28 protein-coding genes are annotated in these 25,639 nt (G+C 65.1%); 11 read left to right on the forward strand and 17 right to left on the reverse strand.

Features of this window, described 5'->3' with window-relative positions; all coding sequences use genetic code 11:
• Window position 1: 1 nt before the first annotated feature.
• The 8 genes from CH249_RS20150 to dnaK are packed head-to-tail and all read right to left on the reverse strand — an operon-like array spanning window position 2 to window position 8,700.
• Window positions 2-1,702, reverse strand: a complete 1,701-nt coding sequence (locus CH249_RS20150) for an FAD-dependent oxidoreductase (RefSeq protein ID WP_032396041.1) — start codon at window positions 1,700-1,702, stop codon at window positions 2-4.
• Window positions 1,680-1,946, reverse strand: coding sequence for a ubiquitin carboxyl-terminal hydrolase 14 (locus CH249_RS20155; protein ID WP_082898839.1), 267 nt, complete (start codon window positions 1,944-1,946; stop codon window positions 1,680-1,682). The genes CH249_RS20150 and CH249_RS20155 overlap by 23 nt, the downstream gene beginning before the upstream one ends.
• Window positions 1,943-2,395, reverse strand: coding sequence for a thioredoxin (gene trxA, locus CH249_RS20160; protein WP_045196849.1), 453 nt, complete (start codon window positions 2,393-2,395; stop codon window positions 1,943-1,945). The genes CH249_RS20155 and trxA overlap by 4 nt, the downstream gene beginning before the upstream one ends.
• A 14-nt stretch (window positions 2,396-2,409) precedes the next feature.
• Window positions 2,410-5,043, reverse strand: a complete 2,634-nt coding sequence (gene clpB, locus CH249_RS20165; protein ID WP_094648490.1) for an ATP-dependent chaperone ClpB — start codon at window positions 5,041-5,043, stop codon at window positions 2,410-2,412.
• On the reverse strand, window positions 5,025-5,354 hold the full coding sequence (locus CH249_RS20170) for a chaperone modulator CbpM (protein ID WP_032376243.1): 330 nt from the start codon (window positions 5,352-5,354) through the stop codon (window positions 5,025-5,027). The genes clpB and CH249_RS20170 overlap by 19 nt, the downstream gene beginning before the upstream one ends.
• Window positions 5,351-6,280: a DnaJ C-terminal domain-containing protein gene (locus CH249_RS20175; protein WP_068055997.1), complete on the reverse strand. Its 930-nt coding sequence runs from the start codon at window positions 6,278-6,280 to the stop codon at window positions 5,351-5,353. The genes CH249_RS20170 and CH249_RS20175 overlap by 4 nt, the downstream gene beginning before the upstream one ends.
• Before the next feature lie 6 nt (window positions 6,281-6,286).
• The gene (locus tag CH249_RS20180) at window positions 6,287-6,811 is read right to left on the reverse strand and encodes a nucleotide exchange factor GrpE (protein ID WP_032396037.1); all 525 of its coding nucleotides are present in this window, start codon (window positions 6,809-6,811) and stop codon (window positions 6,287-6,289) included.
• Window positions 6,812-6,819: 8 nt separating this feature from the next.
• A complete protein-coding gene (dnaK, locus tag CH249_RS20185) occupies window positions 6,820-8,700 on the reverse strand; it encodes a molecular chaperone DnaK (RefSeq protein WP_032396347.1) in 1,881 nt (626 codons plus the stop codon).
• A 598-nt stretch (window positions 8,701-9,298) separates the two neighbouring features.
• Between dnaK and CH249_RS20190 the strand changes: the two genes are divergently transcribed.
• Window positions 9,299-9,595, forward strand: coding sequence for a putative quinol monooxygenase (locus CH249_RS20190; RefSeq protein ID WP_032376247.1), 297 nt, complete (start codon window positions 9,299-9,301; stop codon window positions 9,593-9,595).
• 139 nt (window positions 9,596-9,734) lie between these two features.
• Here CH249_RS20190 and CH249_RS20195 read toward each other — a convergent pair whose 3' ends face one another.
• Both CH249_RS20195 and CH249_RS20200 read right to left on the reverse strand, forming a co-directional pair.
• Entirely contained in the window at window positions 9,735-10,727 is a 993-nt protein-coding gene (locus CH249_RS20195; RefSeq protein ID WP_094648488.1) for a phytanoyl-CoA dioxygenase family protein, read from the reverse strand.
• Window positions 10,718-11,530, reverse strand: coding sequence for a bifunctional 2-polyprenyl-6-hydroxyphenol methylase/3-demethylubiquinol 3-O-methyltransferase UbiG (locus CH249_RS20200; RefSeq protein WP_179272988.1), 813 nt, complete (start codon window positions 11,528-11,530; stop codon window positions 10,718-10,720). Before CH249_RS20200 ends, CH249_RS20195 begins: the two co-directional genes overlap by 10 nt.
• Window positions 11,531-11,593: 63 nt before the next feature.
• On the opposite strand from CH249_RS20200, the gene CH249_RS20205 reads away from it, so the two are divergent.
• The 4 genes from CH249_RS20205 to CH249_RS20220 all read left to right on the forward strand — a co-directional run bounded on the left by CH249_RS20205 (window position 11,594) and on the right by CH249_RS20220 (window position 15,459).
• Complete coding sequence (locus tag CH249_RS20205) at window positions 11,594-12,505, forward strand: bifunctional 2-polyprenyl-6-hydroxyphenol methylase/3-demethylubiquinol 3-O-methyltransferase UbiG (RefSeq protein ID WP_143544565.1); 912 nt, start codon at window positions 11,594-11,596, stop codon at window positions 12,503-12,505.
• Window positions 12,506-12,684: 179 nt separating this feature from the next.
• A complete protein-coding gene (locus tag CH249_RS20210; protein ID WP_094683604.1) occupies window positions 12,685-13,605 on the forward strand; it encodes an oxygenase MpaB family protein in 921 nt (306 codons plus the stop codon).
• Window positions 13,606-13,740: 135 nt separating this feature from the next.
• Entirely contained in the window at window positions 13,741-14,955 is a 1,215-nt protein-coding gene (locus CH249_RS20215) for an acyl-CoA dehydrogenase family protein (protein WP_094683605.1), read from the forward strand.
• A 45-nt stretch (window positions 14,956-15,000) separates the two neighbouring features.
• Window positions 15,001-15,459: a VOC family protein gene (locus CH249_RS20220; protein WP_094683628.1), complete on the forward strand. Its 459-nt coding sequence runs from the start codon at window positions 15,001-15,003 to the stop codon at window positions 15,457-15,459.
• Window positions 15,460-15,484: 25 nt separating this feature from the next.
• Here CH249_RS20220 and CH249_RS20225 read toward each other — a convergent pair whose 3' ends face one another.
• The 4 genes from CH249_RS20225 to CH249_RS20240 all read right to left on the reverse strand — a co-directional run bounded on the left by CH249_RS20225 (window position 15,485) and on the right by CH249_RS20240 (window position 19,972).
• Window positions 15,485-16,990: a YdiU family protein gene (locus tag CH249_RS20225; protein ID WP_094683606.1), complete on the reverse strand. Its 1,506-nt coding sequence runs from the start codon at window positions 16,988-16,990 to the stop codon at window positions 15,485-15,487.
• 59 nt (window positions 16,991-17,049) lie between these two features.
• Complete coding sequence (locus CH249_RS20230; protein ID WP_094630360.1) at window positions 17,050-17,871, reverse strand: ABC transporter ATP-binding protein; 822 nt, start codon at window positions 17,869-17,871, stop codon at window positions 17,050-17,052.
• Window positions 17,868-18,833: an iron ABC transporter permease gene (locus tag CH249_RS20235; protein ID WP_032396341.1), complete on the reverse strand. Its 966-nt coding sequence runs from the start codon at window positions 18,831-18,833 to the stop codon at window positions 17,868-17,870. The genes CH249_RS20230 and CH249_RS20235 overlap by 4 nt, the downstream gene beginning before the upstream one ends.
• Window positions 18,834-18,925: 92 nt before the next feature.
• Window positions 18,926-19,972 (reverse strand): ABC transporter substrate-binding protein, encoded by a 1,047-nt coding sequence (locus tag CH249_RS20240; RefSeq protein WP_094683607.1) that lies wholly within the window; start codon window positions 19,970-19,972, stop codon window positions 18,926-18,928.
• Between the two features lie 164 nt (window positions 19,973-20,136).
• On the opposite strand from CH249_RS20240, the gene CH249_RS20245 reads away from it, so the two are divergent.
• The 4 genes from CH249_RS20245 to CH249_RS20260 all read left to right on the forward strand — a co-directional run bounded on the left by CH249_RS20245 (window position 20,137) and on the right by CH249_RS20260 (window position 23,217).
• Window positions 20,137-20,556: a nitroreductase/quinone reductase family protein gene (locus CH249_RS20245; protein ID WP_094630362.1), complete on the forward strand. Its 420-nt coding sequence runs from the start codon at window positions 20,137-20,139 to the stop codon at window positions 20,554-20,556.
• A gap of 561 nt (window positions 20,557-21,117) precedes the next feature.
• Entirely contained in the window at window positions 21,118-21,573 is a 456-nt protein-coding gene (locus tag CH249_RS20250) for a nuclear transport factor 2 family protein (RefSeq protein ID WP_141214670.1), read from the forward strand.
• A 62-nt stretch (window positions 21,574-21,635) separates the two neighbouring features.
• Window positions 21,636-22,232 (forward strand): TetR/AcrR family transcriptional regulator, encoded by a 597-nt coding sequence (locus tag CH249_RS20255; protein ID WP_141214671.1) that lies wholly within the window; start codon window positions 21,636-21,638, stop codon window positions 22,230-22,232.
• 118 nt (window positions 22,233-22,350) lie between these two features.
• On the forward strand, window positions 22,351-23,217 hold the full coding sequence (locus tag CH249_RS20260) for an alpha/beta hydrolase (RefSeq protein ID WP_176459123.1): 867 nt from the start codon (window positions 22,351-22,353) through the stop codon (window positions 23,215-23,217).
• Between the two features lie 27 nt (window positions 23,218-23,244).
• Here the strand turns inward: CH249_RS20260 and CH249_RS20265 are convergent, their stop codons facing one another.
• Window positions 23,245-23,859 (reverse strand): NAD(P)H-dependent oxidoreductase, encoded by a 615-nt coding sequence (locus CH249_RS20265; RefSeq protein ID WP_094683608.1) that lies wholly within the window; start codon window positions 23,857-23,859, stop codon window positions 23,245-23,247.
• A 79-nt stretch (window positions 23,860-23,938) separates the two neighbouring features.
• Here CH249_RS20265 and CH249_RS20270 point away from each other — a divergent pair, with 79 nt between their 5' ends.
• Entirely contained in the window at window positions 23,939-24,514 is a 576-nt protein-coding gene (locus CH249_RS20270) for a TetR/AcrR family transcriptional regulator (RefSeq protein WP_094683609.1), read from the forward strand.
• A gap of 22 nt (window positions 24,515-24,536) precedes the next feature.
• On the opposite strand, the gene CH249_RS20275 is transcribed toward CH249_RS20270, so the two are convergent.
• On the reverse strand, window positions 24,537-24,773 hold the full coding sequence (locus CH249_RS20275) for a hypothetical protein (RefSeq protein WP_094683610.1): 237 nt from the start codon (window positions 24,771-24,773) through the stop codon (window positions 24,537-24,539).
• Window positions 24,774-24,935: 162 nt separating this feature from the next.
• Between CH249_RS20275 and CH249_RS20280 the strand changes: the two genes are divergently transcribed.
• Window positions 24,936-25,466, forward strand: a complete 531-nt coding sequence (locus tag CH249_RS20280; protein ID WP_094648471.1) for a hypothetical protein — start codon at window positions 24,936-24,938, stop codon at window positions 25,464-25,466.
• A 31-nt stretch (window positions 25,467-25,497) separates the two neighbouring features.
• On the opposite strand, the gene CH249_RS28550 is transcribed toward CH249_RS20280, so the two are convergent.
• A complete protein-coding gene (locus tag CH249_RS28550) occupies window positions 25,498-25,626 on the reverse strand; it encodes a hypothetical protein (RefSeq protein WP_256988390.1) in 129 nt (42 codons plus the stop codon).
• Window positions 25,627-25,639 lie beyond the last annotated feature (13 nt).

Raw genomic sequence — 25,639 nt, forward strand, 5'->3', positions numbered from 1 at the left:
GTCACCGTCGCTCGAAATACTCGTGGACCTGGCGTACCGACATCGCTCCTTCACCGACTGCGGATGCGACTCGCTTCACCGATCCGCTGCGGACGTCGCCCGCGGCGAACAGGCCGGGTCGGCTCGTTTCGAGCGTCCCGCACAGCGCTGCTCCGATCTGTAGGGCGCCGTCTCCACGAGCGAGAGCTGCGTCCGTACCGGTGACGACGAACCCGTGTTCGTCGAGTGCGATGGCGTCGGCAAGCCACCCCGTGTAAGGCGTCGCTCCGATGAACACGAACAGGGCGTGCGCTCTGATCGTGGCCTGTTCGCCCGTGCGGTTGTTCTCGACCACGACTTCGTCGAGGTACTTCTTGCCGCGGACCTCGCGAACCTCGGTGTGGCGGTGCACGGTCACGTGCGGGTGGTGCTCGATCTGGTCGACCAGGTAACGGGACATGCTCTTTCCGAGATCGTCATTGCGGATGAGCAAGTGGACGTCCGAAACATGTTCGGCGAGAAACACTGTCGCCTGGCCTGCGGAGTTACCGCCGCCGACGATGGCCACCGGGTCGGTCCCGCACATGCGGGCTTCCTGATGAGTGGCGGCGTAGTACACACTCGTGCCTTCCAGTTCCGCGATACCGGGAACGGTCAACTTGCGGTAGCGCGCACCGGTGGCGAGCACGATGGACCGGCCGCGAACCGTGCCGCCGTCAGAGAGCCGGAGCACGTGGTACCCGGCTTCGGACGTCAATCCGGTCACCTCTGCCGAGACCAGGATGCGGGCACCGAACTTGTCGGCCTGGATCACAGCCCGCTCGGCCAATTCGGATCCGGAGATTCCGGCCGGGAATCCCAGATAGTTCTCGATTCGGGAGGAGGTGCTGGCCTGTCCCCCTGCGGCGATCGTCTCCAGTGTCACCGTGTTCAACCCGTCCGACGCTCCGTATACGGATGCGGCCAGTCCGGCCGGTCCTGCACCCACGACGACGAGATCGAACACGTCCTGGGCAGCGTTCGGCACGGAAAGTCCGACGATGCGGGCGAGCTCTGTGTTCGTCGGATTGCGCAGTACCTTCTCGCCGTGCCAGATGACGACGGGAACGTCCTCGGGGGCGATGTCCAGGCTGCGCAACAGCTGCTCCGCCCGCTCGTCCCGCTCCAGATCGATCCATTTGTGAGGCAATCGATTTCGCATTGCGAATTCTCGAAGCCGCAACGTGTCCGGTGAATAGCAGGACCCGATGATCCGGAACCCCGAGCCGAGCCCGATCAGCAGGTGTCGACGCAGCAGGTAAGCCCGCAGGATCAGATCGCTCAGCACTGGATCGTGGGCAACCAGTTCGCGCACCCGTTCGGCGGGAGTGACGAGCAGCTCGCCGTCTTCGATCGCTTCGGCGGTGTAGAACGCCACCTGACCTTCGAGCAGTCCGAGCTCACCCAAGAAGCGGCCGGGTCCGTGCACGCGAAGTATTCGACGTTCACCGTCCCGGTCACCCTCGTCGAGAACGGCGACCTTGCCGGACAGAACGACGAAGAAGTCATTGCTGGGCGCACCCTCGCGTATCAGCACTTCTCCGGTACGAACCGATCGACGTGTGCCACCGACCTCGAGCACTGCGACCTGATCGTCCGTCAGCCGCGGGAACGCGCCGTGCTCGTCCGTGGTCTCGTCGACGACCGCTGGTCCGGCGTCCTCAGACGAAATTTCGGTCGACATAACACCACCTCCAATCTTCTCCGGGTTCCATCGACCGAACGATCGGATGACCGACGACATGTGCGTGCGCGCTCGCGTGTCTGCCCGGCGAGGAGTCGCAACACCCGACGTGCCCGCATGTCAGGCACAGCCTCAGGTGCACCCACGGGGTGCCGAGACGGAGGCATTCTTCGCAGCCCTGCGGAGTTCTGGGCACCACGGACCGGATTGCATCGACGTGCGGGTCCACTGGCACGAACGTCATGATGTCGCCTCCTTGCCTGCATTCTCCGAAAGCGCTCGATCGAGCCATGCGCGTAGCTGGGGTACCGGGGCTGCACCGGCCTGCCGAGCGAGGACCTCACCTCGATCCATCACCAGCAGGGTCGGCACGGCCCTGACGGTGAATCGTTCGGACGTCAGGGGTGCGGCATCCACGTCGACCTTGACCAGCTTGATCCGGCCCGCGCGTTCTCCGGCGAGCTGTTCGAGCGCCGGGCTGACCATGCGGCACGGTCCGCACCAGGTCGCCCAGAGATCGACGAGTACGGGCACCGAGGGGTGTTCGGCGATCTCCGCGAAGTCCTCGTCCCGTGCTGCGGCGATCCACGGCAGCGGCTCGTGGCAGTTCCCGCACCGGGGTGTCCCGTCCGCTGCGGCAGGCACCCTGTTGACCTTGCCGCAGTGCGCGCACTTCACCTTGTCCGATTCCATGGCGACATCTCCTCTCAGGCCGCCGCGACGGCGGGTTCCGCATACGCGACGACGAGTTCTCCGTCGACCACCGTGACGGTGATGGTGCCGCCTGGTTCGATGTCCCCTCGCAGTAGCGCGCGACCGATCTTGGTCTCGACCTCGTGGGCGATGTACCGACGCAATGGCCGTGCACCGTAGACCGGGTCGAATCCGCGTTCGGCGACGAGCCTGCGCGCGTCCGGGGTGATGTCCAGATCGATCCTGCGCTCCGACAACCGGTTTCGAAGATCGGTGAGCTGCAACCCGACGATGTGCTCGATCTGGGGCAGGGTGAGTGGGGTGAACAGCACGATGTCGTCGACCCGGTTGAGGAACTCGGGACGGAAATGCCCACGCAGTTCCGCGAGAACCCGCTCGCGGGCGTTCGGCTCGATCTCGCCGTCGGGTGTGACTCCTTCGAGGAGATGCTGGGAACCGATGTTGGAGGTCATGATGATCACCGTGTTCCTGAAATCGACCTGCCTGCCTTGTGAATCGGTGATCCGGCCGTCGTCGAGCACCTGTAGCAGGGTATTGAACACATCTGCGTGCGCCTTCTCGATCTCGTCGAAAAGCACAACCGAGTACGGCTTTCGGCGCACCGCCTCGGTGAGCTGTCCGCCCTCGTCGTACCCCACGTATCCGGGAGGTGCCCCGATGAGCCGGCTCACCGTGTGCCGCTCCTGGTACTCGCTCATGTCCAGGCGCACCATGTTGTCTTCGCTGTCGAAGAGAGCGCCGGCCAATGTTTTTGCGAGCTCGGTCTTTCCCACGCCCGTCGGGCCCAGAAAGATGAACGACCCGATCGGCCGGCGTGGATCACGGATGCCGGACCTCGCCCGGATCACCGCGTCCGCGACCAGCTGCACCGCCTCGTCCTGACCCACGACCCTCTCGTGCAGAATCTCGTCGAGCTGCAACAACTTCTGTCGCTCGCCTTCCTGCAGCCGAGCGACCGGGATCGAAGTCCACGCAGCCACGATTTCGGCGATCTCGTCCTCGGTGACCACTTCGCGCAACAACGGGCTCCGGCCTTGTCTGGTGACCAGCTGCTCCTCTGCCGACTCGAGCCTGCGTTCGAGCTCGACGATCTCGCCGTAGCGCAACTCGGCGGCCCGATTGAGGTCGTAGGCGCGCTCCGCCTCCTCGGCCTCGTGGCGCAAGCGCTCGAGCTCACTCCGTAGCTCTTGCACCCGGCGGATCGCCTGTCGCTCCGCCTCCCACTGAGCGTGCCGGGCATCGGCCTCGGCCCGCAGATCGGCCAGCTCCTTGCGCAGCTCGTCGAGACGTGCCTTGCTCGCTCCGTCGGTCTCCTTGGACAGCGCGGCATCTTCGATCTCGAGCCGGGTCACCTTCCGGGTGAGTTCGTCGAGTTCGGCCGGCATCGAATCGATTTCGGTGCGCAACCGAGCGCACGCCTCGTCGACCAGATCGATGGCCTTGTCCGGGAGAAAGCGGTCGGTGATGTAGCGGTGCGAGAGGGTGACGGCAGCGACGAGAGCGCCGTCCTGAATCTTCACGCCGTGAAACACCTCGAGGCGTTCGCGGAGTCCGCGCAGGATCGAGATGGCATCCTCGGCGCTCGGCTCGTCGACGAGGACGGTCTGGAACCGTCGCTCCAGTGCCGCATCGGATTCGATGTGCTTGCGATACTCGTCGAGCGTGGTGGCACCGATCATGTGCAGCTCGCCTCGGGCGAGCATCGGCTTGAGCATGTTGCCGGCGTCGAGAGACCCCTCACCGCCCACTGATCCCGCACCGACCACGGTATGCAACTCGTCGACGAACAACAGAATCCGCCCGTCGGCTGCCTTCACCTCGGCCAGCACCGCCTGCAGACGCTCCTCGAATTCCCCGCGGTACTTCGCGCCGGCCACCAGGGAACCCATGTCGAGTGAGAAGATCGTTCTGTCGCGCAGGCCTTCCGGAACGTCGCCGCGGACGATCCGCTGGGCAAGGCCCTCGACGATCGCGGTCTTCCCGACGCCGGGGTCGCCGATCAGAACCGGATTGTTCTTGGTCTTGCGGCTCAGGATCTGCGTGACCCTGCGGATTTCGGCGTCTCGTCCGATCACCGGATCGAGTTTGCCCGCCCGCCCCTCGGCGACCAGATCGCGTCCGTACTTCTCCAGCGCGTCGTACGCACCTTCCGGGCTGGCCGAGGTGACGCGTTGATTGCCGCGCACCTTCGTCAGCGCTGTGAGGAAGGAGTCCCTGGTGATTCCGTGACGGGCGAGTACTCGCCCTGCCGCAGTGGCCGAACCCTCTTCGGCGAGGCCCATCAGGAGATGCTCCACCGACACGTAGGAATCCTTGAGCCGCTTCGCCTCTCGATCGGCGGCGTCGAGGAGCACGGACAAGCGTCGGGTGATCGTCACCTGACCGGTCCCGGCACCGGGGCCGCTGACCTTGGGCCTTCGCGAGAGTTCACGTTCCAGATCGGATTGCAGGGCATCGACCTCGGCACCGGCCTGCTCGAGCAATCGGGGCACCAAGCCATCCTGCTGACCGACCAAGGCGAGCAGTAGGTGCTCTCCGTCGACCTCGGTGTGACCCATTCTGGTCGCAAGGCTCTGGGCCTCCTGCAGTGCTTCGCGCGACTTCTCGGTCAGGTTGCTGATGTCCATGTGGTTGTCCTCCTTCTGCGGGAAGATGCTTCGAGTGTCTCGATTCGTTCCAGCAGGTCGAGCACGAGCCCGATTGCCGAGTAGTTCAGGCCGAGACCGGTCCGCAGTCGTCGAATGCGGGCTGCATGGGCCACTTCGGTTGGTGCGAAGAACATTTCGCCACCTACGACGCGATCTGCGTCGAGCAGACCGAGGACCACGAGCTTCCGTGCAAGTTCCGGATGCAGCCCCGTACGTTCGGCGAAGGCGTCGGTCGACAATTCGGTGCGTCGAACCAGTACGTACCGGACCACCGGGTTCGGGTCGCTCATGTCTTTGTCCTCGGATCGAAGTTCGATTCTGCGGCCAACTGCTCGAACAGTGCGCGTTCGCGTGCTGTCGGTTTCGACGGCACCATCACCTTGATCTCGGCGTACAGGTTGCCGTTGGTACCACGTGGATTCGGCATTCCTTCGCCGCGCAGTCGCAGCTTCCTTCCAGTCGACGAGCCCGGAGCCACTTTCACTTTCGCCTCGCCACCCGGGGTGGGAACGGCGACGGTCGCCCCGAGGACCGCCTCCCATGGCGATACCGGGAGGTCGACGTGAATGTCTCGGCCCTGTACTCGGAACCGGGAATGTGGCTCGATCCGCACCACGAGGTACAGATCCCCCGGCGGCGCGCCGCCGTTGCTCCGTCCGCCTTGTCCGGCCAACCGAATTCGCTGGCCGTCCACGACCCCGGCCGGAATGTCGACGTCGTACTGCCGTCCGTCCAGTCCGAGCGTGCGTGTGCCGCCCCGGTACGCCTCCTCGACCGTCAAGGCCAGTTCCGCTTCCTGATCGGCACCGGGAATCGGCCCGTACCCGCCACCGCCGCCGAACATCTGCCCGAAGAGGTCGTCGAGATCGACACCACCGTCGCCACCGGGACCGAAGTGCACGCGTCTGCTCCCGCGGTCGTATCCTCCGCCACTGTTCCCGCCACCGCGGTATCCACCCGAGTGGGTGCGGGTCCGTTCGTCGTAATCCTCGGGGACACGCCGAAAGTCGGCACCGAACCGGTCGTAGCGTTTCCGAGTGTCCGGGTCGGACAACACCTGGTAGGCCTCGTTCATCTCCTTGAACGTGTCTTCCGCTGCGGGGTCCTTGTTCACGTCGGGGTGATACTTGCGAGCCAGCTTGCGGTAGGCCTGCTGGATCTCGTCGGTGCTCGCACCCCGCGGGACTCCGAGCGATTCGTAGTGGTCACGCGCCATCGGTGCTCACCCCTCGGGGCGGCTGACGACCACCGACGCCGGCCGCAGTTGCCGTCCGTCCTCTCCGTAACCCGGACGGACGACGTCGATCACGGTCCCGGACGGAAGGTCGGGCCGGACCACCACGCTGACCACTTCGTGCAATTGCGGGGAGAACGGAACTCCGACCTCGTCGTGACGCTCGAAACCGAACCGTGACAGCACCTGCACCGCCTGATCGCGGATCGCCTTGACGCCGTCGACAACGGTCTGCGAATCGCTGTCCGCATGTGCCAACGCAAGTTCCAGATTGTCCAGTACCGGCAGCCACGCCGCGGACACCTTCGTCACCTCCGCGGCCCGTTCTCGCTCCAGGTCCTTGGCATACCGCTTGCGCAGGTTGTCCAGATCGGCAAGGGCTCTGCGCCAGCGGTCGTCGAGTCGAGCCTCCTCGGCACTCGTGGCGGCGTGATCCGGTACCGTCTCGGTTCGATCGCCTTCCGTGACGTCGGCCGCTGGTTCGGGTGTCGAATGATCTGCAGCCCTTTCCATCTCGTGCCTCAGCTTCGATCGAATTCGGCGTCGATCACGTCGTCGTCATCGGTCGAGGCCGCGTCCGCGCCACCGACCTGACGTCCGTCACCGCCGTCCTGTACCGGCACGAGCCCGTAGAGGAGCTGTTGGAGCTCGGAGGCGAGTGGTTGTACATCTGCAGGCGAAGCGCCGTCCTTCACTGCCTTTCTGGCATCGGCGATCAGCATCTCGGCCCGTGCCCTGTCGTGCGGTGGCGCGCTGTCACCGAGTTCGGCGAGTCGCCGTTCCACCTGATACGCAACGGAATCGAGTTCGTTGCGCGCGTCGACAGCTTTGCGCAGCGCCTCGTCATCGCCCCGATTCCGTTCGGCCTCGGCCAGCATGCGTTCGACCTCGCTCGGGTCCAGATTGCTCTGCTCACTGATCGTGATGCTCTGTTCCTTGCCGGTGTCCTTGTCCCTGGCCGTGACATTGAGGATGCCGTTGGCGTCGATATCGAACGTGACCTCGACCTGGGCGTCGCCGCGCGGTGCGGGCCGGATGTCTTCCAGACGGAAACGTCCGAGCGAACGGTTGTCGGCGGCCCGCTCGCGTTCGCCCTGCAGCACAACGACATCCACGGCGGACTGCTCGTCCTCCGCGGTGGAGAACACTTCGCTGCGGCGGGCCGGGATGGTCGTGTTGCGCTCGATGATCTTGGTCATCACCCCGCCCTGTGTCTCGACGCCGAGAGACAGCGGGGTGACGTCGAGCAGCAGCACGTCGGAGACCTCGCCCTTGAGCACGCCGGCTTGAACCGCCGCGCCGAGAGCCACGACTTCGTCCGGATTGACGCCCATGTGGGGGTCCTTGCCGCCGGTGAGCCGGCGAACCAGGGCTTGCACCGCCGGGATGCGCGTCGAACCACCGACCAGAATCACTTCGTCTATGTCGTTGGCGGTGACCTTGGCATCACTCATTGCCTGTTTCACCGGGTCGAGGCAGCGCTCCACGAGATCCGCCGTCAGATCCTCGAACTTCGATCGCATGACGGTGGTCGTGAGGTGCTTGGGACCGTCCGAATCGGCGGTGACGAACGGCAGGTTGACCTGGGCCTGGGTCACCGAGGACAACTCGACCTTGGCCTTCTCTGCGGCCTCGAAAAGGCGCTGCAACGCCTGTGCGTCCTTGCGCAGATCGATGTTCTCCACCTGCTGGAAGTCGTCGGCGAGGTAGTCCACCAGGCGTCGATCGAAGTCGTCCCCGCCCAGGTGAGAGTCGCCGGCCGTCGACCGAACCTCGACGACGCCCTCGCCGACGTCGAGCAAGCTCACATCGAAGGTGCCGCCGCCGAGGTCGAAGACCAGTACGGTTTCGTGGACCTGCTTGTCCATGCCGTACGCCAGCGCCGCAGCGGTCGGCTCGTTGATGATCCGCAGGACTTCGAGGCCCGCGATACGGCCGGCGTCCTTGGTGGCGTTGCGCTGCGCGTCGTTGAAGTACGCAGGAACTGTGATGACCGCTTCCTTGACCTTCTCGCCGAGAAACTTGCTCGCGTCGTCGACGAGCTTGCGCAGTACGAGGGCACTGATCTCCTCCGGCGCATACTTCTTGCCCCGCACATCGATTCGGGCCTCGCCGTTGTCACCGGCCACGATGTCGAAGCTGACCGCTCTTGCCTCATCGGAGATCTCGTCGTAGTGGCGTCCGATGAAGCGTTTCGCCGAGTAGATCGTGCCCTTCGGATTCAAGATCGCCTGCCGTCGGGCAAGCTGACCCACCAGCCGTTCTCCGCTCTCGGTGAAGGCCACCACCGACGGCGTCGTCCGCGCTCCCTCGATATTGGAGATCACCACCGGCTCGCCGCCTTGCCAGCTGGCGATGACGGAGTTGGTGGTGCCCAGGTCTATACCCACAGCAGTCGCCATGACTCGTTCCTTTCGATCGGTCCGGCCGGTGAGCATGTGGACAGCGGCGTCCGTTACCCCGACATCGGCGAAGACTTCGTAGTGAGGTGGTTGTACTGGTTGGTACGAGTCGAGATCGGCACGCCTGTTGGGAAATGCAGGTCGAGAAGGTGGCCGACGCACCCGCAGTGAAAAATGATGGGATGAGAACGAATGCGGCTGGTAGACAGCATTATTCACCGTACAACGGAGGTCGACCGCCTGAATCCCTGGTCGCGACTGTCGACGTCGGCCAGTGTCGGTCGTTCGATATTTCTGTATCCGTGCAACAGATCGTGATGTTCGAGCCGATACGCGGTGTGGGCAGTTCGAAGCAGCACACTGAACTGACCGGTAACCCAAAACGTTGGCACATCAACATGTTTCGCGACGTGACCGAAATTCGGCCGGCGCTGCACCTGGCGTGCTTATTCCCTCTACCGGTCGAGTCTCCTCTCTCGGCTGCGAGATTACCAGGGGTAAAACCAAATTCGATCGCGCGCGGACTGCAGACCCTTCCCTTTGCCGGTCCGAGGTGTGATGCTTGGCCGTGTCCACCACTTCGAACAGGAGAATCGTCATGGTCACCAAGGCACTGCTGGTCCGACTCGAAGCCAAGCCCGGCAAGGAAGATGCAGTCGAGGAGTTTCTCCGGTCGGCCCAACCGCTCGTCGAACAGGAGCCCGGCACCCGACCCTGGTTGGCGGTACGGTTCGGCCCATCGACGTTCGGCATCGTCGATGCTTTCCCGGACGACGCCGCCCGTGAAACGCATCTCAACGGACCGGTCGGCCAGGCTCTCGGCGAACGGGCGGACGAACTCTTCGCCTCGCCGCCCGAAATAAGCTACCTCGATGTACTCGCCGAGAAACTTTGACGGTTCCTCCGTCTGCGATGCAGCCCACCTCATTCGGAAGGGAGCGGTCGCATCGGTGCCGGTAGTGCCAGGGTCTGTTGCGCCACTACGGCAGCGTCGACCGATCCCATCGCATGTGGTCTCGGGCGAGCAGTCCGGTTCAGTCTCGGCGGCCGACCACCGGGTTCAGTTCGGAGGCCGCGAGGCCGCCGGGCTCGACACCGGGGAGGAACTCGCGCCACGTGCCACTGATCAGTGTCGGCGATTCCACGACCCGAGCCCCGTCGGCGAAATAGGTGGTGGCCAGTGCTCGGCGCGGCTGTGTCGTCCGATTCGGCCCGGCGGTGTGGAAGCACAGCGCGGAGTGGAACGACACGTCGCCCACTTCGAATGGCTCCGATGCCACCGCGACGCTGCGCTCGACGAAGCGCTGGGCGACGGCCTCGTCGTACGACGTGCCGACCTTGTCGAACTCCAGGTCTTCGACCTCGTCGAGCACGTCTGCTCCGCGCGCGAACGACAGCGGACCCATTCGGCCGGGGATGGCCGACATCGGCATCCACGCAGTGACCGCCTGGACGGTCTGCAGTGGGAAATGCTCCGCGTCGTGATGCCAGGGCGTGCGTCCACAGCCGGGCTCCTTGGACAGCGCGTTGTCGTGGTAGAGCCGCACGGCCGGTTCGTCCAGCAAGGCCGCGGCCAGGCCGCCGATCCGGGGCGAGAGTGCCACGGCACGCATCAGGTCGTCGTGGAGCCACATCTGCTCCAGTGCGGTGAACCGACCGGCGACGTTCTCGCCGTGCTCGGCGCGCAGTAGCTCCTCGAGGCGCTCGGCGAGGCGTCGTACCACGGCAGGGGAGAACACGGCGGGCAGCCGAACGAAGGCCTCCCGGGCGAAGGACCCGACCGCGGCCGGGTCGAGGTCGTACGGCTCGGCAAGCTCACGCTCGACCTGCTCGTCGGACGCTGCGTCGACGTCCGGCAGGCCCGGCCCGTCGACCAACTCGGCGGGCACCTGGTCGTTGGCAGCCAGAGTGACGTACCAATCCCACCAGTCCTGATCGTCGCCTGCCCAGTCCTGGTCGATACCGCCATCGCGATTCTGCTGGGGGAGCCGTTCGTTCGTCGGAGCCGCAGGTTCGTTCAGAGCCACAGCAGGGCCGCCTCGTGCGAGAAGGTGTAGGAACCCGACTCGTCTCGACAGGAGGCGAGGTAGTCTCCCAGCACCGGTGCAGCCTCCATCTCCTCCAGCGACACGGAGTCGTCGAAGGCGCAGCGCTGCAGAAAGCCCTCGGCGACAACACGATCGGATGTCCCGGTGGTGTACGTGACGCGCTGGTCGCGCACATCCGCGCCGGCTCGGATCAGCGCGTCGCGCACCTGCTCGGCCGTCGTGTACGGGGTCGCGTCACGCACGCCTGCCCGGAAGGCGTCGTAGAACGCCAGGTAGTGGGAGCTCGCCGTGGCCTGCGCGACCAAACCGAGGCCGCCGGGGGCCAGCGCAGCCACGAATCGTTCGGCTGCGGCATCCAATTCTGTGGGCGGAAGGGCGTACAGCGCGTGGGTGGCCCACACGATGTCGTACCCGGTCCGATCCGCCGGCAGGTCCTGCAGGGTCATCACCAGGTCGTCTCGAGGCACGAACGGTGTGCCGAGGGCTCCGCGAGCCTCGGCCACCGAGAAGGCAGACGGGTCGAGCAGGTCGTAGGCCAGCTCGGGCACCGTCGACAGATCGGTGTAGCGGCGTAGAGCGGTGGGGAACTTGCCGCTGCCGCAGGCCACGTCGAGCAGCGACCAGCCGTCGCGGCTGTGCTCGGCGAGCAGGGCGGGCCAGTCGGCGGCCAGTGCCAGTTGGTGGTAGTCCTCCGTGGCCAGGGCGTAGAAGGCCTCCATGCCCGTGCGGCCGGCCTCGCTCCAGTGCTCCAGACTGCGCTCGGCCGTGTCTCCGTTGCTCATGGCACTCCTCTCGGGAAGCCAACCGCAACGCATTCCCGGTTGCGTCGTGGTTCACTCGATGTGGTGTCCAACATAGCTCCGTATCCGTCGAGCGACGCTGCAGCCGGGTTCCTCGACGCGTTACGCGCCCTGCGGCGTGACTCCGGGCCTCTGCCCGGTCTCGCGGCCGACTCCTACGCCCGAGACCACGCCGCTTTCGAGCGACTGTCCGACCAGCGCGGTCTGATCGCCGAGCACCTCGCCGCCCGGCTGGCAGCGATGGGGGATGGACCGATCTCGGTGCTGTCGGTGGGCTGCGGTGACGGGTCGCTCGACGTCCGGCTCGCCGCCGGTCTGGTGCAGCGGCTGTCCGGGCAACCAGTGCGGTACGTGGGCATCGACCCCTGGCCCGGGAGTGTGGAGCTGTTCACCGCCAGGATGGCCGCGCTGACGACCGCCGAGCTCAGCGTCGATGCGCACGTCGCGTCCTTCAGTGACGCCCCGGTCGACGAGACTTTCGACGTCGTGTTGTTCGTGCACTCGATGTACTACGTCGCCGACGTGGGGGCGACGCTGCGAAGCGCTCTCGACCTGCTGCGGCCCGGCGGTGAGCTGTGGGTGGCCGTTGCACCGTCGGCTGCGCTCAACGCTCTGGTGGGCGTTCTCGCCCCGCCGCTGGAGGGCCACCGGCAGTGGTTCAGTGCAGACGTCGAGAAAGCCTTCGTCGACGGCGGGATCGCAGTGGATGACGTGGCCACTCTGGACGCGTTGGTAGACCTCGCCTCTGCCGGCGACGAGGTACTCGACTTCGCAGTGCAGGCCCGGCTGACTCCCGAGTTGTACGGCACCGTGCGGGCCTATCTCGACGCGGTCTCGGTGCCGGGCACCGACGGCAGACGTCGGGTGCCGCACCCGGTCGACGTGTTCGCCGCAACCCGTCGTCGACCGGTCACGCAGGATCTGCGCCGACAATGTGCGGCCCTTCGCCGCGAATGAGCTCCGCGGGCCAGGAAAGTCGCCCCTCGTCTTGACCCACAGCGCGCGAACGGGGGGAATTGCCACCGGAGGCGCAAATCTCCGGTGACATATTGACACGAAGACGTTCCTAGTTGCATGGTGAACTGAGAACGGTGCCGTTCCTGTTTGGTGCCGATGACGGAACGTGGAGGTAAGTCATGGCAACGAACGCGGCACTGATGTCTCGGAAGTGGGTGACGGGGCGGGCGGTCGGTCGCCGGATCGAGGAACTCGACCCGGTTGTGGGCAACGAGGAAGCCACGCATCTGAGCCTCGAAGTCCGTTATGGCGACGCCATTTTCGCCCATGCCGCGTACACCGTGGCATTCGCTCGACAGGTGGCGGTTCCGTCGATCGCGCGAATTCTGTACCGGACCGGTACCGGCGACATGATGCACGACGTGCGCAGACGCAACGACGACACGCTGCTCTTCTTCGGCGAGATGCTCCATCACGGGCATTCCAGCGAATACGGCCGATCGATCATCGACCGCATGGAACAGATTCACTCGCGGTTCGGTATCACCGACGACGACAAGCTGTACACATTGGGTTCGCTGGCCTTCGAGCCGGACCGCATCGTCGAACATCTCGGGTTGAGCGTCTTCACCGACAACGAGCGTGAAGCGCGTTTTCACTTCTGGCGTCAGGTCGGGGAGTACATGGGCCTCGATGTTCCGCAGACGCGAGAGCGTTTCTTGCGCTGGACGTTCGACTACGAGTCTCGGTACGAGCACACCGACGGTGCCCGCAAGATCGTCGATCAATTGTTTCTCGATTGGCAGGAGCGATGGTTCCCCGGTCGGACGAAGCGCTTCGCCGACGGCATTCTGCTGTCGGTGTTCACCGAAGACCTGCGTGCGATACATCGATTGCCCGAGCCGTCCCGAGGCCATCGGCATGTCGTGCCGCCGGCGATCGGTGCGTACCTGGCATTTCAGGGCGTTCGCCCGCATCGGCCCCACCGATCCTGGTCCGACCACTTCGGAACGCGGCATCCCAAGCCGCTGGACATTCCCACACTCGGCCACCGCAAGGCCGTCGGACGCACCGATGGCCCGGCACTGGGAAGCCGTTGATGGACAACAGAGTCACGAGGACTCCGATGTACGCACGCGACGAGGCCGGATTGGTCCCGACCGTCGGGTCTTCCAGTCGTTCGAGCCCTCGCACGGCAGTGGACGAATCACGTTGCTCTGACAGATAGTGGTCCGATGGACACGCTGAATCCCGATGTACCCGACGACGTCTTCGCCGACGTGTTGAAGCAGGTCTCGCAGTTCGTGCGGTCGCGTGTCGTCCCGCGCGAACTCGAGATCATGAACACCGATGCCATCCCGGAGGATCTGCGCACGCAGGCTGCCGAGATGGGATTGTTCGGCTATGCGCTTCCGCAGGAGTGGGGTGGGCTGGGCCTGAATCTGATTCAGGATGTCGAGTTCGCCATGGAGCTCGGGTACACCTCGTTGGCGTTGCGATCGATGTTCGGCACCAACAACGGAATTGCCGGGCAGGTGCTGGTGGGGTTCGGCACCGAGGAACAGAAGGCGACATGGTTGCCGGGCATGGCGTCCGGTGACGTCGTTGCGTCCTTCGCGCTGACCGAGGACGGGGCCGGATCCAATCCGGCGGGCCTGAAGACCACTGCGACGGTCGACGGCTCCGGGTGGGTCATCAACGGCAGCAAGCGGTACATCACCAATGCGCCGATCGCGAACATGTTCGTCGTCTTCGCGAAACTGGATCCGAAACCGCTGAGCGGCAACGGTATTGCGGTATTCCTGGTTCCCGCCGACGCTGCGGGAATCGAGGTCGGTGTCAAGGACGCGAAGATGGGGCAGCAGGGATCCGGCACGGCCGACGTGAACTTCACCGACGTACGCGTCGAGGCCGACGCCTTGGTTGGCGGCAACAGCGATGCAGGAGTGGAGCCTGCGGAACGACCCATGATCGATATCGGCTACAAGGCGGCGATGACGTCGTTGGCGCGGGGGCGTGTACATATTGCGGCGCTGGCCGTCGGTCAGGCGCAGCGTGCGCTGGACGAATCGGTCTCGTATGCCGCGGCGTCCACGCAGGGCGGTGAGCCGATCGGGAACTTCCAACTGGTGCAGGCCATGATCGCCGATCAGCAGGTCGGTGTGATGGCGGGCCGGGCCATGGTCCGTGAGGCTGCGCGGGCGTGGGTGCAGGAGACCGATCGGCGTATCGCGCCGTCCGCGGTGAAACTCTTCTGCACCGAGATGGTGGGCAAGGTGGCCGATCTCGCCGTCCAGATCCACGGTGGTGCGGGGTACATGCGTGAGGTTCCGGTCGAGCGCATCTATCGGGATGTGCGACTGCTGCGCCTGTACGAGGGCACGAGCGAAATTCAGCGACTGATCGTCGGTGGCGGCCTGATCCGGGCCGAACAGAAGCGTAACTCGTAAGCGCGGTTCGGCTCGATGGAAATGCTCGGAGGGATACTGGTTTCCATGACTGACGCCACGTCCTTCAGAATTCTACGCTCCGACCATGTCGGATTCTCTGTCGGGTCGCTCGATGACGCCCTTCGATTCTGGATCGACGGTCTCGGAGCAACCCTCGAACGGACGGGGGAGATGGGCGGGGAATTTCTGGGAGAGGTCACCGGAGCACACGGAGCGGCAGTTCGGATGGCGGTGGTCACCGTTGCGGGTCAGACGATCGAGCTGCTGGAGTACCGCGATATTCGCGGAGAGTCTGGGTCGTCTCGACCCTACGATCCGGGTTTCGCCCACCTTGCTTTCGAGGTCGACGACATCGATGCGGCCCTGACGCGCATAGCGGAGTTCGGGTGGACGGCGCAGGGAACTCCACAACCGATTGCCGGCGGCACCAAGGTGGGCACCCGAGTCATGTACGCAGTGGGCCCGAATGGAGAGACCATCGAATTCATGGAGCCGCCGCGGTGACGATCAGGCAGGTGCGCGCAGGAAGTCAGGTTCCGCAGAAGGTCCGAAAACCAGCACTGAAGTTCTCGGGCGCAGGCAGGGAGTAATCCGATCGGTCATCGTGTCGGTCGAATGGCGATGTGACGACCTCGAGAAGACGCTCGAAGGGCCCGAGATCGCCGGTAGTCGCAGCCTGGAGCGCAGCGTCGACCAGGTGGTTCCGGGGAATGTATGCTGGGTTGACGCGGTCCATACCGTCGGCGACGGATGAAAAGTCCTGTCCCCGAGCCGAAACCGCAGTCCTCCAACTTTCGAGCCAACTCCTGGAGGCGTCGGGTGGGACGAGGGAGTCGAACGGCGCCGAGTTTCCGCGTAGGTTCTCGGCGAGGGCGCGGAAAGTCAGGGTCCAGTCGGCGCGGTGATCCGTGAGCAACCGATGCAGATCGTCGACGAGAGCGCCATCGACTGCACCCTCGTCCAGGCCGAGTTTGGCGGCCATCGCGGCGCCGTAGTGCTGTCGGTAGCGATCCCCGTAGGTGTCCAGGACCGCGGTCAGGGCGGTGATCGCGAGATCGGGAGTCGAATTCACCAGTGGCAGTAGTGTTTCGCCGAATCTCGCCAGATTCCACCCGAGAACGGCGGGTTGGTTGCCGTAGGCGTAGCGGCCACCGTGGTCGATGGAGCTGAACACCGTGGCGGGATCGTAGGCGTCCAGAAAGGCACACGGCCCGTAGTCGATGGTCTCGCCGGAAATCGTCGTGTTGTCGGTGTTCATGACGCCGTGCACGAATCCGACCGACATCCATTGTGCGACAAGGGACGCCTGAGCATCGACGACGGCCTCGAAGAATGCGAGGTACCGATCCTCGGGTGCTCGCTCGACGAATTCGGGGTAGTGGCGGGCGATCGCGTAGTCCGCGAGGGTCTGCGCGAGTCCCTCTCTTCGGGCAGCGAACTCGAAGGTGCCCACCCGCAGATGGCTCGACGCGACCCTGGCCAGTACCGCGCCGGGCTGCGGACCTCCCTCTCGCACCACCTGTTCTCCGGTCGTGACGACGGCGAGTGAGCGGGTGGTGGGGATGTGCAGCGCATGCATCGCCTCGCTGATCAGGTACTCGCGCAGCATGGCTGCCACCACCGCACGCCCGTCACCACCGCGCGAGAACGGCGTGGCACCGGAACCCTTGAGATGCAGATCGACCCGACGGCCCTGATCGTCGCGAAGCTCACCGAGCAGCAGCGCTCGGCCGTCCCCCAGCAAGGGCTGGTAGTTGCCGAACTGATGACCCGCGTACGCCATCGCCACGGTGGCGGTCTCGGTCGGAGAAACGGATCCGGACAGCACGCCGGCCCCGTCCGGAGTGCGCAGCGACGCAGGGTCGAGCGCGAGTGACCGGGCCAGGCCGTCGTTGAGGATCAGAACGCGAGGATCCGGTGCGTGGGTGCCCTGCCACGGCAACGTGACGCCGGGGACCTGGTCGGCCAAGGTCGACTCGAACCCGAATGGGGGCAGGCTCGTGGTCGAAACGCCCGGTCCGAAAGATTCGCTCATGGTTCAGGGGTACCACGAATCGTGGCACCCAACCTCCCGGGACTGCAGTCCGACTCCGATCAGCCGCGAGAGCCTGCCGTCACGCGGGTGTTCTGCTCACCCTCGACGGTCTCGTACCCGGCCGCCGCATCGAAACGGATGTGCACCCGTCCGTTCTCGTCGTCCACCGACACCCGCGCCCGCACTCGATACACCTCGGCGATGAGTTCTTCGGTCAGCACGTCCGCAGGTGCGCCACCTGCGACGACCTTGCCGTCCTGGAGCACGAGCACCTCGTCGCAGAACATCGCGGCCAGATTCAGGTCGTGCAGCGCGACGATGCTGGTGATCGGCAGACGGGCGACGAGGGCCAGCAATTCGAGCTGGTGATGGATGTCGAGGTGGTTGGTCGGCTCGTCCAGCAACATCTCGCGAGGCTGCTGGGCGAGTGCGCGTGCAATGTGCGCCCGCTGCTGCTCACCACCGGAGAGCGTGCGCCACAACCGATCCGCTTTGTCGGTGAGTCCGGTCTGCGCGAGCGCGTCGTCCACTGCGTCGTCGTCGAGGTCGCTACCGCCGAACGCCCCGCGATGGGGGATCCGTCCCAGACGCACGACATCGCCGACCGTCACGTCGACGTCCGTGTGCGCGTGCTGTCCGACGACCGCGACGGCGCGAGCGATGTGCTTGCGTTTGAGCGAACCGAGCTCGGCACCGTCCAACTCGACGACGCCTGAGGTGGGCGACGCGGCCCCGGCCAGCAGGTGGAGCAGCGAGGACTTACCGGAACCGTTGGGCCCCAACAGGCCAACCGTTCGGCCGGGTGCCGGGTGCAGCGTCACTCCGTCGACCACGAGTGCGCCGCCGCGCTTCCAGGAGACGTTCGACGCGTGCAGTGTCATCGAATTCCTCTCTTGCGAGCCATGATTGCGATGAAGGCAGGGACGCCGACCAGTGCTGTTCCGACGCCGACCGGCAGTGGGGTCGGGGCGAAGGCGACTCGGGAGACGGCGTCGACCCACACCATGAAGATCGCGCCGATGACGGCAGTGGTGGGCACGAGGCGGCTGTGGTTGGGCCCCACCAACAGTCGCGCCGCGTGCGGAAGAATGAGGCCGACGAAACCGATGGCACCGGCCACGCTGACGAGTGTCGCAGTGATCAGGGCGGTTCCCACGAGCAGTGCCAGGCGCACCTTCTTGACGTCGAAGCCGAGCGAGGACGCCACCGAGTTTCCGAACGCGAATGCGTCGAGCACGTACGCGTAGTAGCAACAGACCACTGCGCCGATACCGGCAACGGTCACACAGAGCACGACGTCGTTCCATCGCACTCCCTCGAACGATCCGAGGAGCCAGAACATCACGCCGCGGGTCTCGTCGGAGTCCGCGAACGCGAAGATCACGAAAGATGTGAGCGCCGAGAACAATTGAGTGGTCGCGACACCGGCGAGGATGACGCGGTCGTTTCCGCTACCGGACATGCGGGCAAGGAAGAGCACCAACCCGAACGCAACGAGCGCACCGATGAACGCGCCGCCCGACAGACCGAGTGCGGCACCGCCGACACCGAGAACGCCGACCACCACGGCTCCCGTCGACGCACCCGAGGACACCCCGAGCACGAACGGATCCGCCAACGGATTGCGCAGAAGCGACTGCATGATGACGCCGCAGATCCCGAGCCCGACGCCACTGGCCGCAGCGACGAGTGCTCGGGGGAGCCGCTCCTCCCAGACGATCGCGTTCTTCGACACTTTCACCGGCACATCGGTGACGCCGAGATGGTTGAGCACCACATCGCGAACGTTGACCAGCGAGATGTTCGCGGGCCCGAGCGTGATGGCGACGAGAACCGACACCACACACAGCACGACACCGCCCAGCAGAGCCAACCCCCAACGCCACAGGTCGGTCTGCGATCGCTGGGCGGTCCGCCGCGGGGTGATGGTCGCGGTCAGGACGACAGTCCCAGGTCGCGCAGTCCGGCCGACACCTTCTCGACGCCGTCGACGGCCCGGATCGACGGGTTCATCTCCGCGCCGTGCAGCGAGATGTAGCGCTTGTCGCGGACGGCGGCCATCGTGCTGGTGACGGGGTCGGACTCGAGGAATGCGATCTTGTCGGCGAGCAGGTCACCGGGGAAGCGATTGCGGGCCAGGTCACCCAGTACGAGGACGGTCGGATCCCGATCCACCATGGTCTCCCAGCCGACGGCGGGCCAGTCGTCGTCGGTATCGGCGAAGACGTTCGTCATTCCGACCGTTCTGGCGAGCAGATCGGCCGAGCCGCGTCCGCCTGCGATGTACGGGCTCTTGGTGTCCGCGAACCAGAAGGCCACGGACACATCGGCATTTGCGGTTCGCGCGGTGGCGTCGGCCATGCGGGTCTTCAGTTCTTCGACGAATTCGGCACCGCGCTCGTTGACGTCGAAAATCGCCGCGAGTTCGGTGATCTCCTGGTACAGCGACTCCATGGTGAGCGGCGTCGTCCGGGTGTTGCCCCCGTTGACGCTACGACCGGCGTCGCAGTCGGTGGGGGAAAGATACGTGGCGGCACCGGTTTCGGTGAAGCGCGAACGCTGCGCGACGCCGCCCTGCTCGAAGTGGCGTCCGAACGATGCGGTGACGAGGTCGGGTTCGGTATCGACGACGACCTCGTAGGTGGGGGCATTGTCGGCCAGTCGAGGAACCGCGGCGTTGGCGTCTGCGAGGTTGTCGCGGACCGGATCGGTCCAGGATGCGGTGCCCACCATCCGATCCTGCACACCGAGCGAGAGAAGGATTTCGGTGGAGTTCTGGTCGAGTGACACCACTCGCTGCGGGGCGGAGTCGAAGGTGACCGACTCGCCGCAGTTCTCGATCGTCAGCGGATACGACGTCCCTCCGTCGGTGGTCTCCGCGGTGGCGTCGGAGACCTCCTCGGATGCTCCGCAGGCGACGAGCGATCCGATCAGGGCGGCGGCGGCAGCGAGGGTGCCTGCGCGGCGAGGAACGTTGAGCACGTGGAATGTCCTTCGGGTTCAGACAGCAACGAGCCGCCGGGGATTGCCCGACGGCGGCACACACCGATGTGCGTATGAGCACAGGCTAACCTTTGTCTTGCGCCGATGGAAATCGTGGCATTCGATCGGGTCCGAAACGACGTGGTGGGCGGCATGCTCGTCCTATGGCCGACTTCAACCAGATGATCATCGACGAGTTCCGGAGCAACGGCGGACACGTGTCGACGGCAGGGTTCGGTGATGCGCTCGTCGTGCTGCACTCCATCGGAGCCAAGAGCGGTGAGATCCGGTTGAACCCACTCATGGCAGTTCCGGAGGACGACAGCTGGCTGATCGTGGGCTCGGCAGCCGGCTCACCGAAACATCCTGCGTGGGTGCACAACCTGCGTGCACACCCCGCCATCGACGTCGAGGTTCCCGGCGACGGTGCCGTCCGAACCATCGCGGTGACCGTGTCGGAACTCCCCGACGACGAGTGGGACGCGAACTGGCAGAAGTTCTTGGACGCGTCCGAGGGCTTCGCGAAATACGTCGAGACGGCGGAGGGTCGTCGGTTCCCGATCTTTCGGTTGACGCCGGCCTGACTCGATCGCGCCGGTGCGGGCGCGGTGCTGATGTCGATCGCCGCGCTCGCGAAGTGCTCGGTTAAACCCACTTCGCTCGCGGCACAGGGTCACGGCTGCGGAATCTTTGTCGACCTACAGGTGAACAGTCGGTGTGGTTGCGCTCGATTTCGGGGTGCCGGTCTCGGTGGACGCTGTGCCGCCGCGCAGCAGATCTGCTGCCGCACATGCCCGGGGGCACCGGAATTGTCGCGATAACCGTGGTTTCGCGGGTTTCGGATATCGGTTCGGGACCATCGGACCGGAAGGTGCCGAATGGCTTCTGTTGGTGCACAATGCTTGTCGAACTGCACTGCTCGACGACGGGGACGAGATATGCACATTGTCGTGGGAACCACGTGTGTCGCCACAGCGGCGGCTCTTCGTCGGTTCGTGTCGCAGGCGTCTGCGCCGTTCGTCGACAGCTCGCGAAACATGATCATCTGCCGAACGTGACCGGCACCGGCACCAGACAGCGTGCTTCCCCTCGGTCGACCCGCGAACAATCGTCGCGGACAATACTGCAACACAGAAGGATTCGACGTGGCCGCAACCGTGGAGCAAGCCTCCTATGTCTTTCGTGAGTGGCACAAGCGCATCGGGGATCGAGACGCGCCCGCTCTGTCCGAGTTGTACGCCGCAGGTGCGGTTCTCGAAAGCCCCTTGGTTCCGGTGCTGTTCGATCTGCGATCCGGAATAGTCGAAGGACGAATCGCACTCGACAGCTTTCTGCAGGAGACCACGCGCCGGCGATCCGACGAGAACGAATCGCCGTCGCCGGACCGCGTGGGCATCTACACGTTCGACGGGCACCGTCTGGTCTGGGAACACCCGCGCCAGACGGCGAACGGCGACAAACTCGATCTCGTCGAGATCGTGGAGCTCGACGGACCCCTCATCTCGAGACATCGAATCTATTGGGACTGGCACGGCATCGGGCGCATCGATCCCGCCGAACGACCTCGAGTCACTCGAAGGAAGCGAAGCGGCCAGAGCTGAGGGTGTCCCTCGTGACGGTGGCGGTGCCCGATTTCGAGGCAGTTCTCCATACACTGAAGCCCGTGACTCGGGTGAGCGGTTTCCACGGCTCCGATCGTGCTCGGCTTCTGGCCGGTGGGGCGATCGAGCTGCTGGCTACCGACGGTGTGCACGGACTGACTCACCGTCGTCTCGACAAGGCGCTCGGTATCCCTCCCGGCTCCACCTCGAATGTCTTTCGTCGTCGCATCGATCTGCTGCGGGCCGCTCTCGATGCGCTCGTCGAGCAGGAAATGGTGGTCGTGTACGACGCTCTGGGCGATCGTGAGCCAGGGCCGTGGAGTGTGGACACCGCTGCCGAAGTATTCGCGGATGTGGTCGACGCGTGGCTGCTGCCGGCCAATCGCACTCTGCTCGTCGCGCGCTACACGCTGATTCTCGAGTCCTCACGATCCGACGAATTGGCACCGTTGTTGACCGCCGCGCGCAGTCGCTTCACCGCATTGGCGGAATTGCTCTGTGCCGCAGCCGGTGTCGGTTCCGAGGAGGCCTCCATCGATCCGGCGATTCAGCTTGTGGCCTGGGCGGATGGTGTGCTGTTAGCACACGTCACCGCTGGGGTCCGGGCACCGACGCGTGCTGATGTCGCGCAGGGAGTTCGCAGGTTGCTCGGTCTCTGACGACAACGTCGCGCTCGGATTTCGAACCGCGTTGGATGTCGTTCCCGTACGGTATGCAGAAACTACGATCGTAGTTTTCCGTCGATTCGGACGGGGGCGAACGGCCGAGGGGTGGACGATGATCGAGGAACAGACGACTTTCACGGTGGACGGTATCGAAGTAGCCGCAGTGTTGACTTTGCCCGAAGGAGAGAACGCCATGCGGTGCCCGGCGGTGTTCACGGCTCCTGGGTTCGCCGGAGTGAAGGAAATGCTGATACCGAACTACAGCGCAGACCTGGCCGCAGGTGGGGTGGCATCGCTCGCATTCGACTACCCGGGGTTCGGCGCAAGCGGAGGCGACGTACGCCAGCACATCGACCTACCTCAGCAGTTGCGGTCCTTCCATGCCGCGCTCGACGTACTGGCGCGCGACCCACGGATCGATTCCGACCGAATTGCCGTGTGGGGTACCAGCATGTCGGGAGGGCATGCCATTGCTGTGGCCGCGGACGATCCGCGAGTGAAGGCGGTTGCCGCGATCATCCCGTTCATCCGCCTCACTCCCACCGGCAATCTCGAGCTCGCACCGGTCATCGTTCGGGATGCGCTACGACGTCTGTTCCGTAGGCCGGGATTGACCATTCCGGCGGCGGGACGGCCGGGTGAGGTGGCGACGATGAACTCGGACGGAGCCTACGAATGGTCACAGGAGATGGCGCGCGGAGCGGAGAACTACCGCAACGAGGTGACCGTCGCTTCGCTACCGGCCATGTTGCGGTGGTCGACGCGCAAGGCGGCAGCCCGACTCACCGTTCCGGTTCTCGCGATACTCGCCGAATCCGACACCATCACTCCGCCCTCGCGAGTGCGCACAGCGTTCGCTGACGTCGACACGGTCGAGTACGTGTCCTACCCCGAATCGCACTTCGAGCTGTTCACCGATCACGCTGACGCAGTTCGTAAGTCGACGGTGGAGTGGTTGGTCGACAAGATCGGAGAATGACTTGCGCCGCCTGACGTGATGGGTCTTTCAGTGCACGAGGGCCTGCTGTCGGCCGGCCACTCGGGCGGCAATGGCAGAAGCGAGATCGGCGACCTCCGCAGAGAGAGCGTCGGGGGTCTTGGTATCGGTTTCGTGCAGGAAAGTCGTCGACCCCACTGTGGCACCGCAGTATTCGACGATACCGCGTTCGATCTGCGTGCGGAATGCGTCGTACACGCCGTGGCGCTCGAAGCTGTCGGCGTCGTCGCCGGCAAGGGAGACCAGGTGGACGGTGAGTCGATCCAGCTTCTTGACGATGCCGTAGTCGGCAGTGAGATCGTAGGCCCACTCGCTGACGAAGACGCGATCGATCCACCCTTTCAGCAGTGCAGGCATGGACCACCAGTACATCGGGAAGACCAGAACCAGGTGATCGGCGCGGTCTATCCGTTCCTGTTCGGCAATCACGTCCGCAGGCGCGATGCCGTTGCCCCGAAACAGATTCAGGTCCTCACCGGCGAAACGTGGGTCGAAGTTCTCCGCGGCGAGATCGGCCGTCTCGACGGTGTCACCTGCAGTGCGGATTGCGTCGGTCACGGATCGGGCGACGTGGTGGGTCAGTGAGTCGGGGTCGGGATGGGAGACTACGACGAGTGCGGGCATGGCTGATTCCTTCTGCGAGGCGAAACGGCTATGTACCAACAGTAGGTTACTATTAGTACATAGCGCAAGGGGGTCTCCGATGGCGCGGACGCGATTGTCTCGATCCGACCGATACGACCAGTTGGTCGAGGTCTCGTGGGCGCTCGTGCGAGCGGAGGGGGCCGACGCTCTGACGCTGGGCCGACTCGCCGAACATGCCGGCGTCGCAAAACCCGTGGTGTACAGCCACTTCGCCTCGCGTGCAGAACTGTTGGCCGCACTGTTCACAGAATTCGACGACCGGCAAACGGTCATGCTCGAGGAATCTCTGCGCTCCGCGCCCGACTCGTTGAACGGATCCGCGCAGGCCATCGCCGACTCGTACGTCGGCTGCGCGTTGGCGCAGGGTCGTGAGCTGACGGGTGTGCTGGCGGCACTGGAGGGCTCGCCCGAACTCGAACAGGTCAAGAGAACGGCCGAACGGGCGTACTCCGAACGATGCCGGTCGATTCTCGAGCCGTACAGCGGATCAGGGGGTATCTCGGCACCGTCGTTCACTGCGATCTTCGGTGCAGCGGAGGCTCTCTCTCAGGCGGCGGTATCCGGCACTCTCGCACCGGAGGACGCGACGGGGGAACTTGCTCGACTGATCGTCGCTGCGGTCGGCAAGGACTGACCCCGACCCGAGCGGAGGGCCGCTACACGGCGGGGAATCGGTTGCGCAACGCATCGAGCTGGCGGTGCAGCTCGTAGAGCGACTGCTTCTGAGTCTGCGCCTCGTCGCTGTGCCACACGTGGCTGCGGGAATCGCCGACGCGCAGGGCTTTGCGGGCGAGTTGCTCGGAGTCCTCGACGCGACTCGACGCGGCCGCGATCTCGGCGGTCAGCATGTCGGCGAACACCCTCGCCTGAGCCGCGTCCGAATTCTCTGCCATGTGCGACCACTCTCGATCTCGCGGCTCGACCGTTGATCGTTCGAGTACCGATGATCAGGATAACCAACTGTAAAAAGACCGCTGGACCGGCTTTGGTGTAACGGGAGCGTCGCTGCCGTGCCCGAACTACTACTCGGTGTAGTCGGTAGTAAGCTCCCGTCCATGTCCGAGCCGACGGAAGGATTCGCGCCTCTGCGCGGTGCCTCCGTGGGCGGACTCTCGGCGCTGGTCACCGCCTGGGCGCACACCGTCGGCGGCGGGATGGCCCCGTCCGATGCGGCGATCGTGCTGCTGGCGCTGGTGTGCTCGGCCGTCGGATACGCAACCGCGGTGGCACCGACGGGGGCTGCACCGCGCACTCGACTGCTGGTCGTTCTCGCTGCGGCCCAGTCGATCGGCCATCTACTGCTCACCGTCGTCGACAGTCACCATCACGGTCCCATGATCACCGAGCAGATGTTCGCGGCCCACGTGGTCGCCATCCTGGTCGGTGCCCTGGCCATCAGGGGTGCAGAACTCGGCATCCGACGCGCGGTGACCTCGCTGGGCAGGGCTCTCCCACTACTGGCCGCCCTCGTCGTCGACGACAAGCGCATCGCCCCGCCACTGCCGGTGTACCGGATTCCGGGATCACCGCGACTTCTCGACCTTTCTGGCTGCGGAAACCGCGGGCCACCGGCTCGAACTGCCTGAGCACAACCCACCGTCACACCCTCCCTGCTCGTCAGGCGTCGGGTAGTGCGTTGTTGCCGCATTCGATCCTGTACTTCGCACTGTCGTCGATTCGCGCCGTCCGCGCACGGCTCGATCCGTCGTGCGATGCCATCTCGCGCACATCCGCGCGCCCAGTCATGTCTTCACGAAAG

This window comes from Rhodococcus sp. 05-2255-3B1 (assembly GCF_002258545.1).
Classification (GTDB): domain Bacteria; phylum Actinomycetota; class Actinomycetes; order Mycobacteriales; family Mycobacteriaceae; genus Rhodococcoides.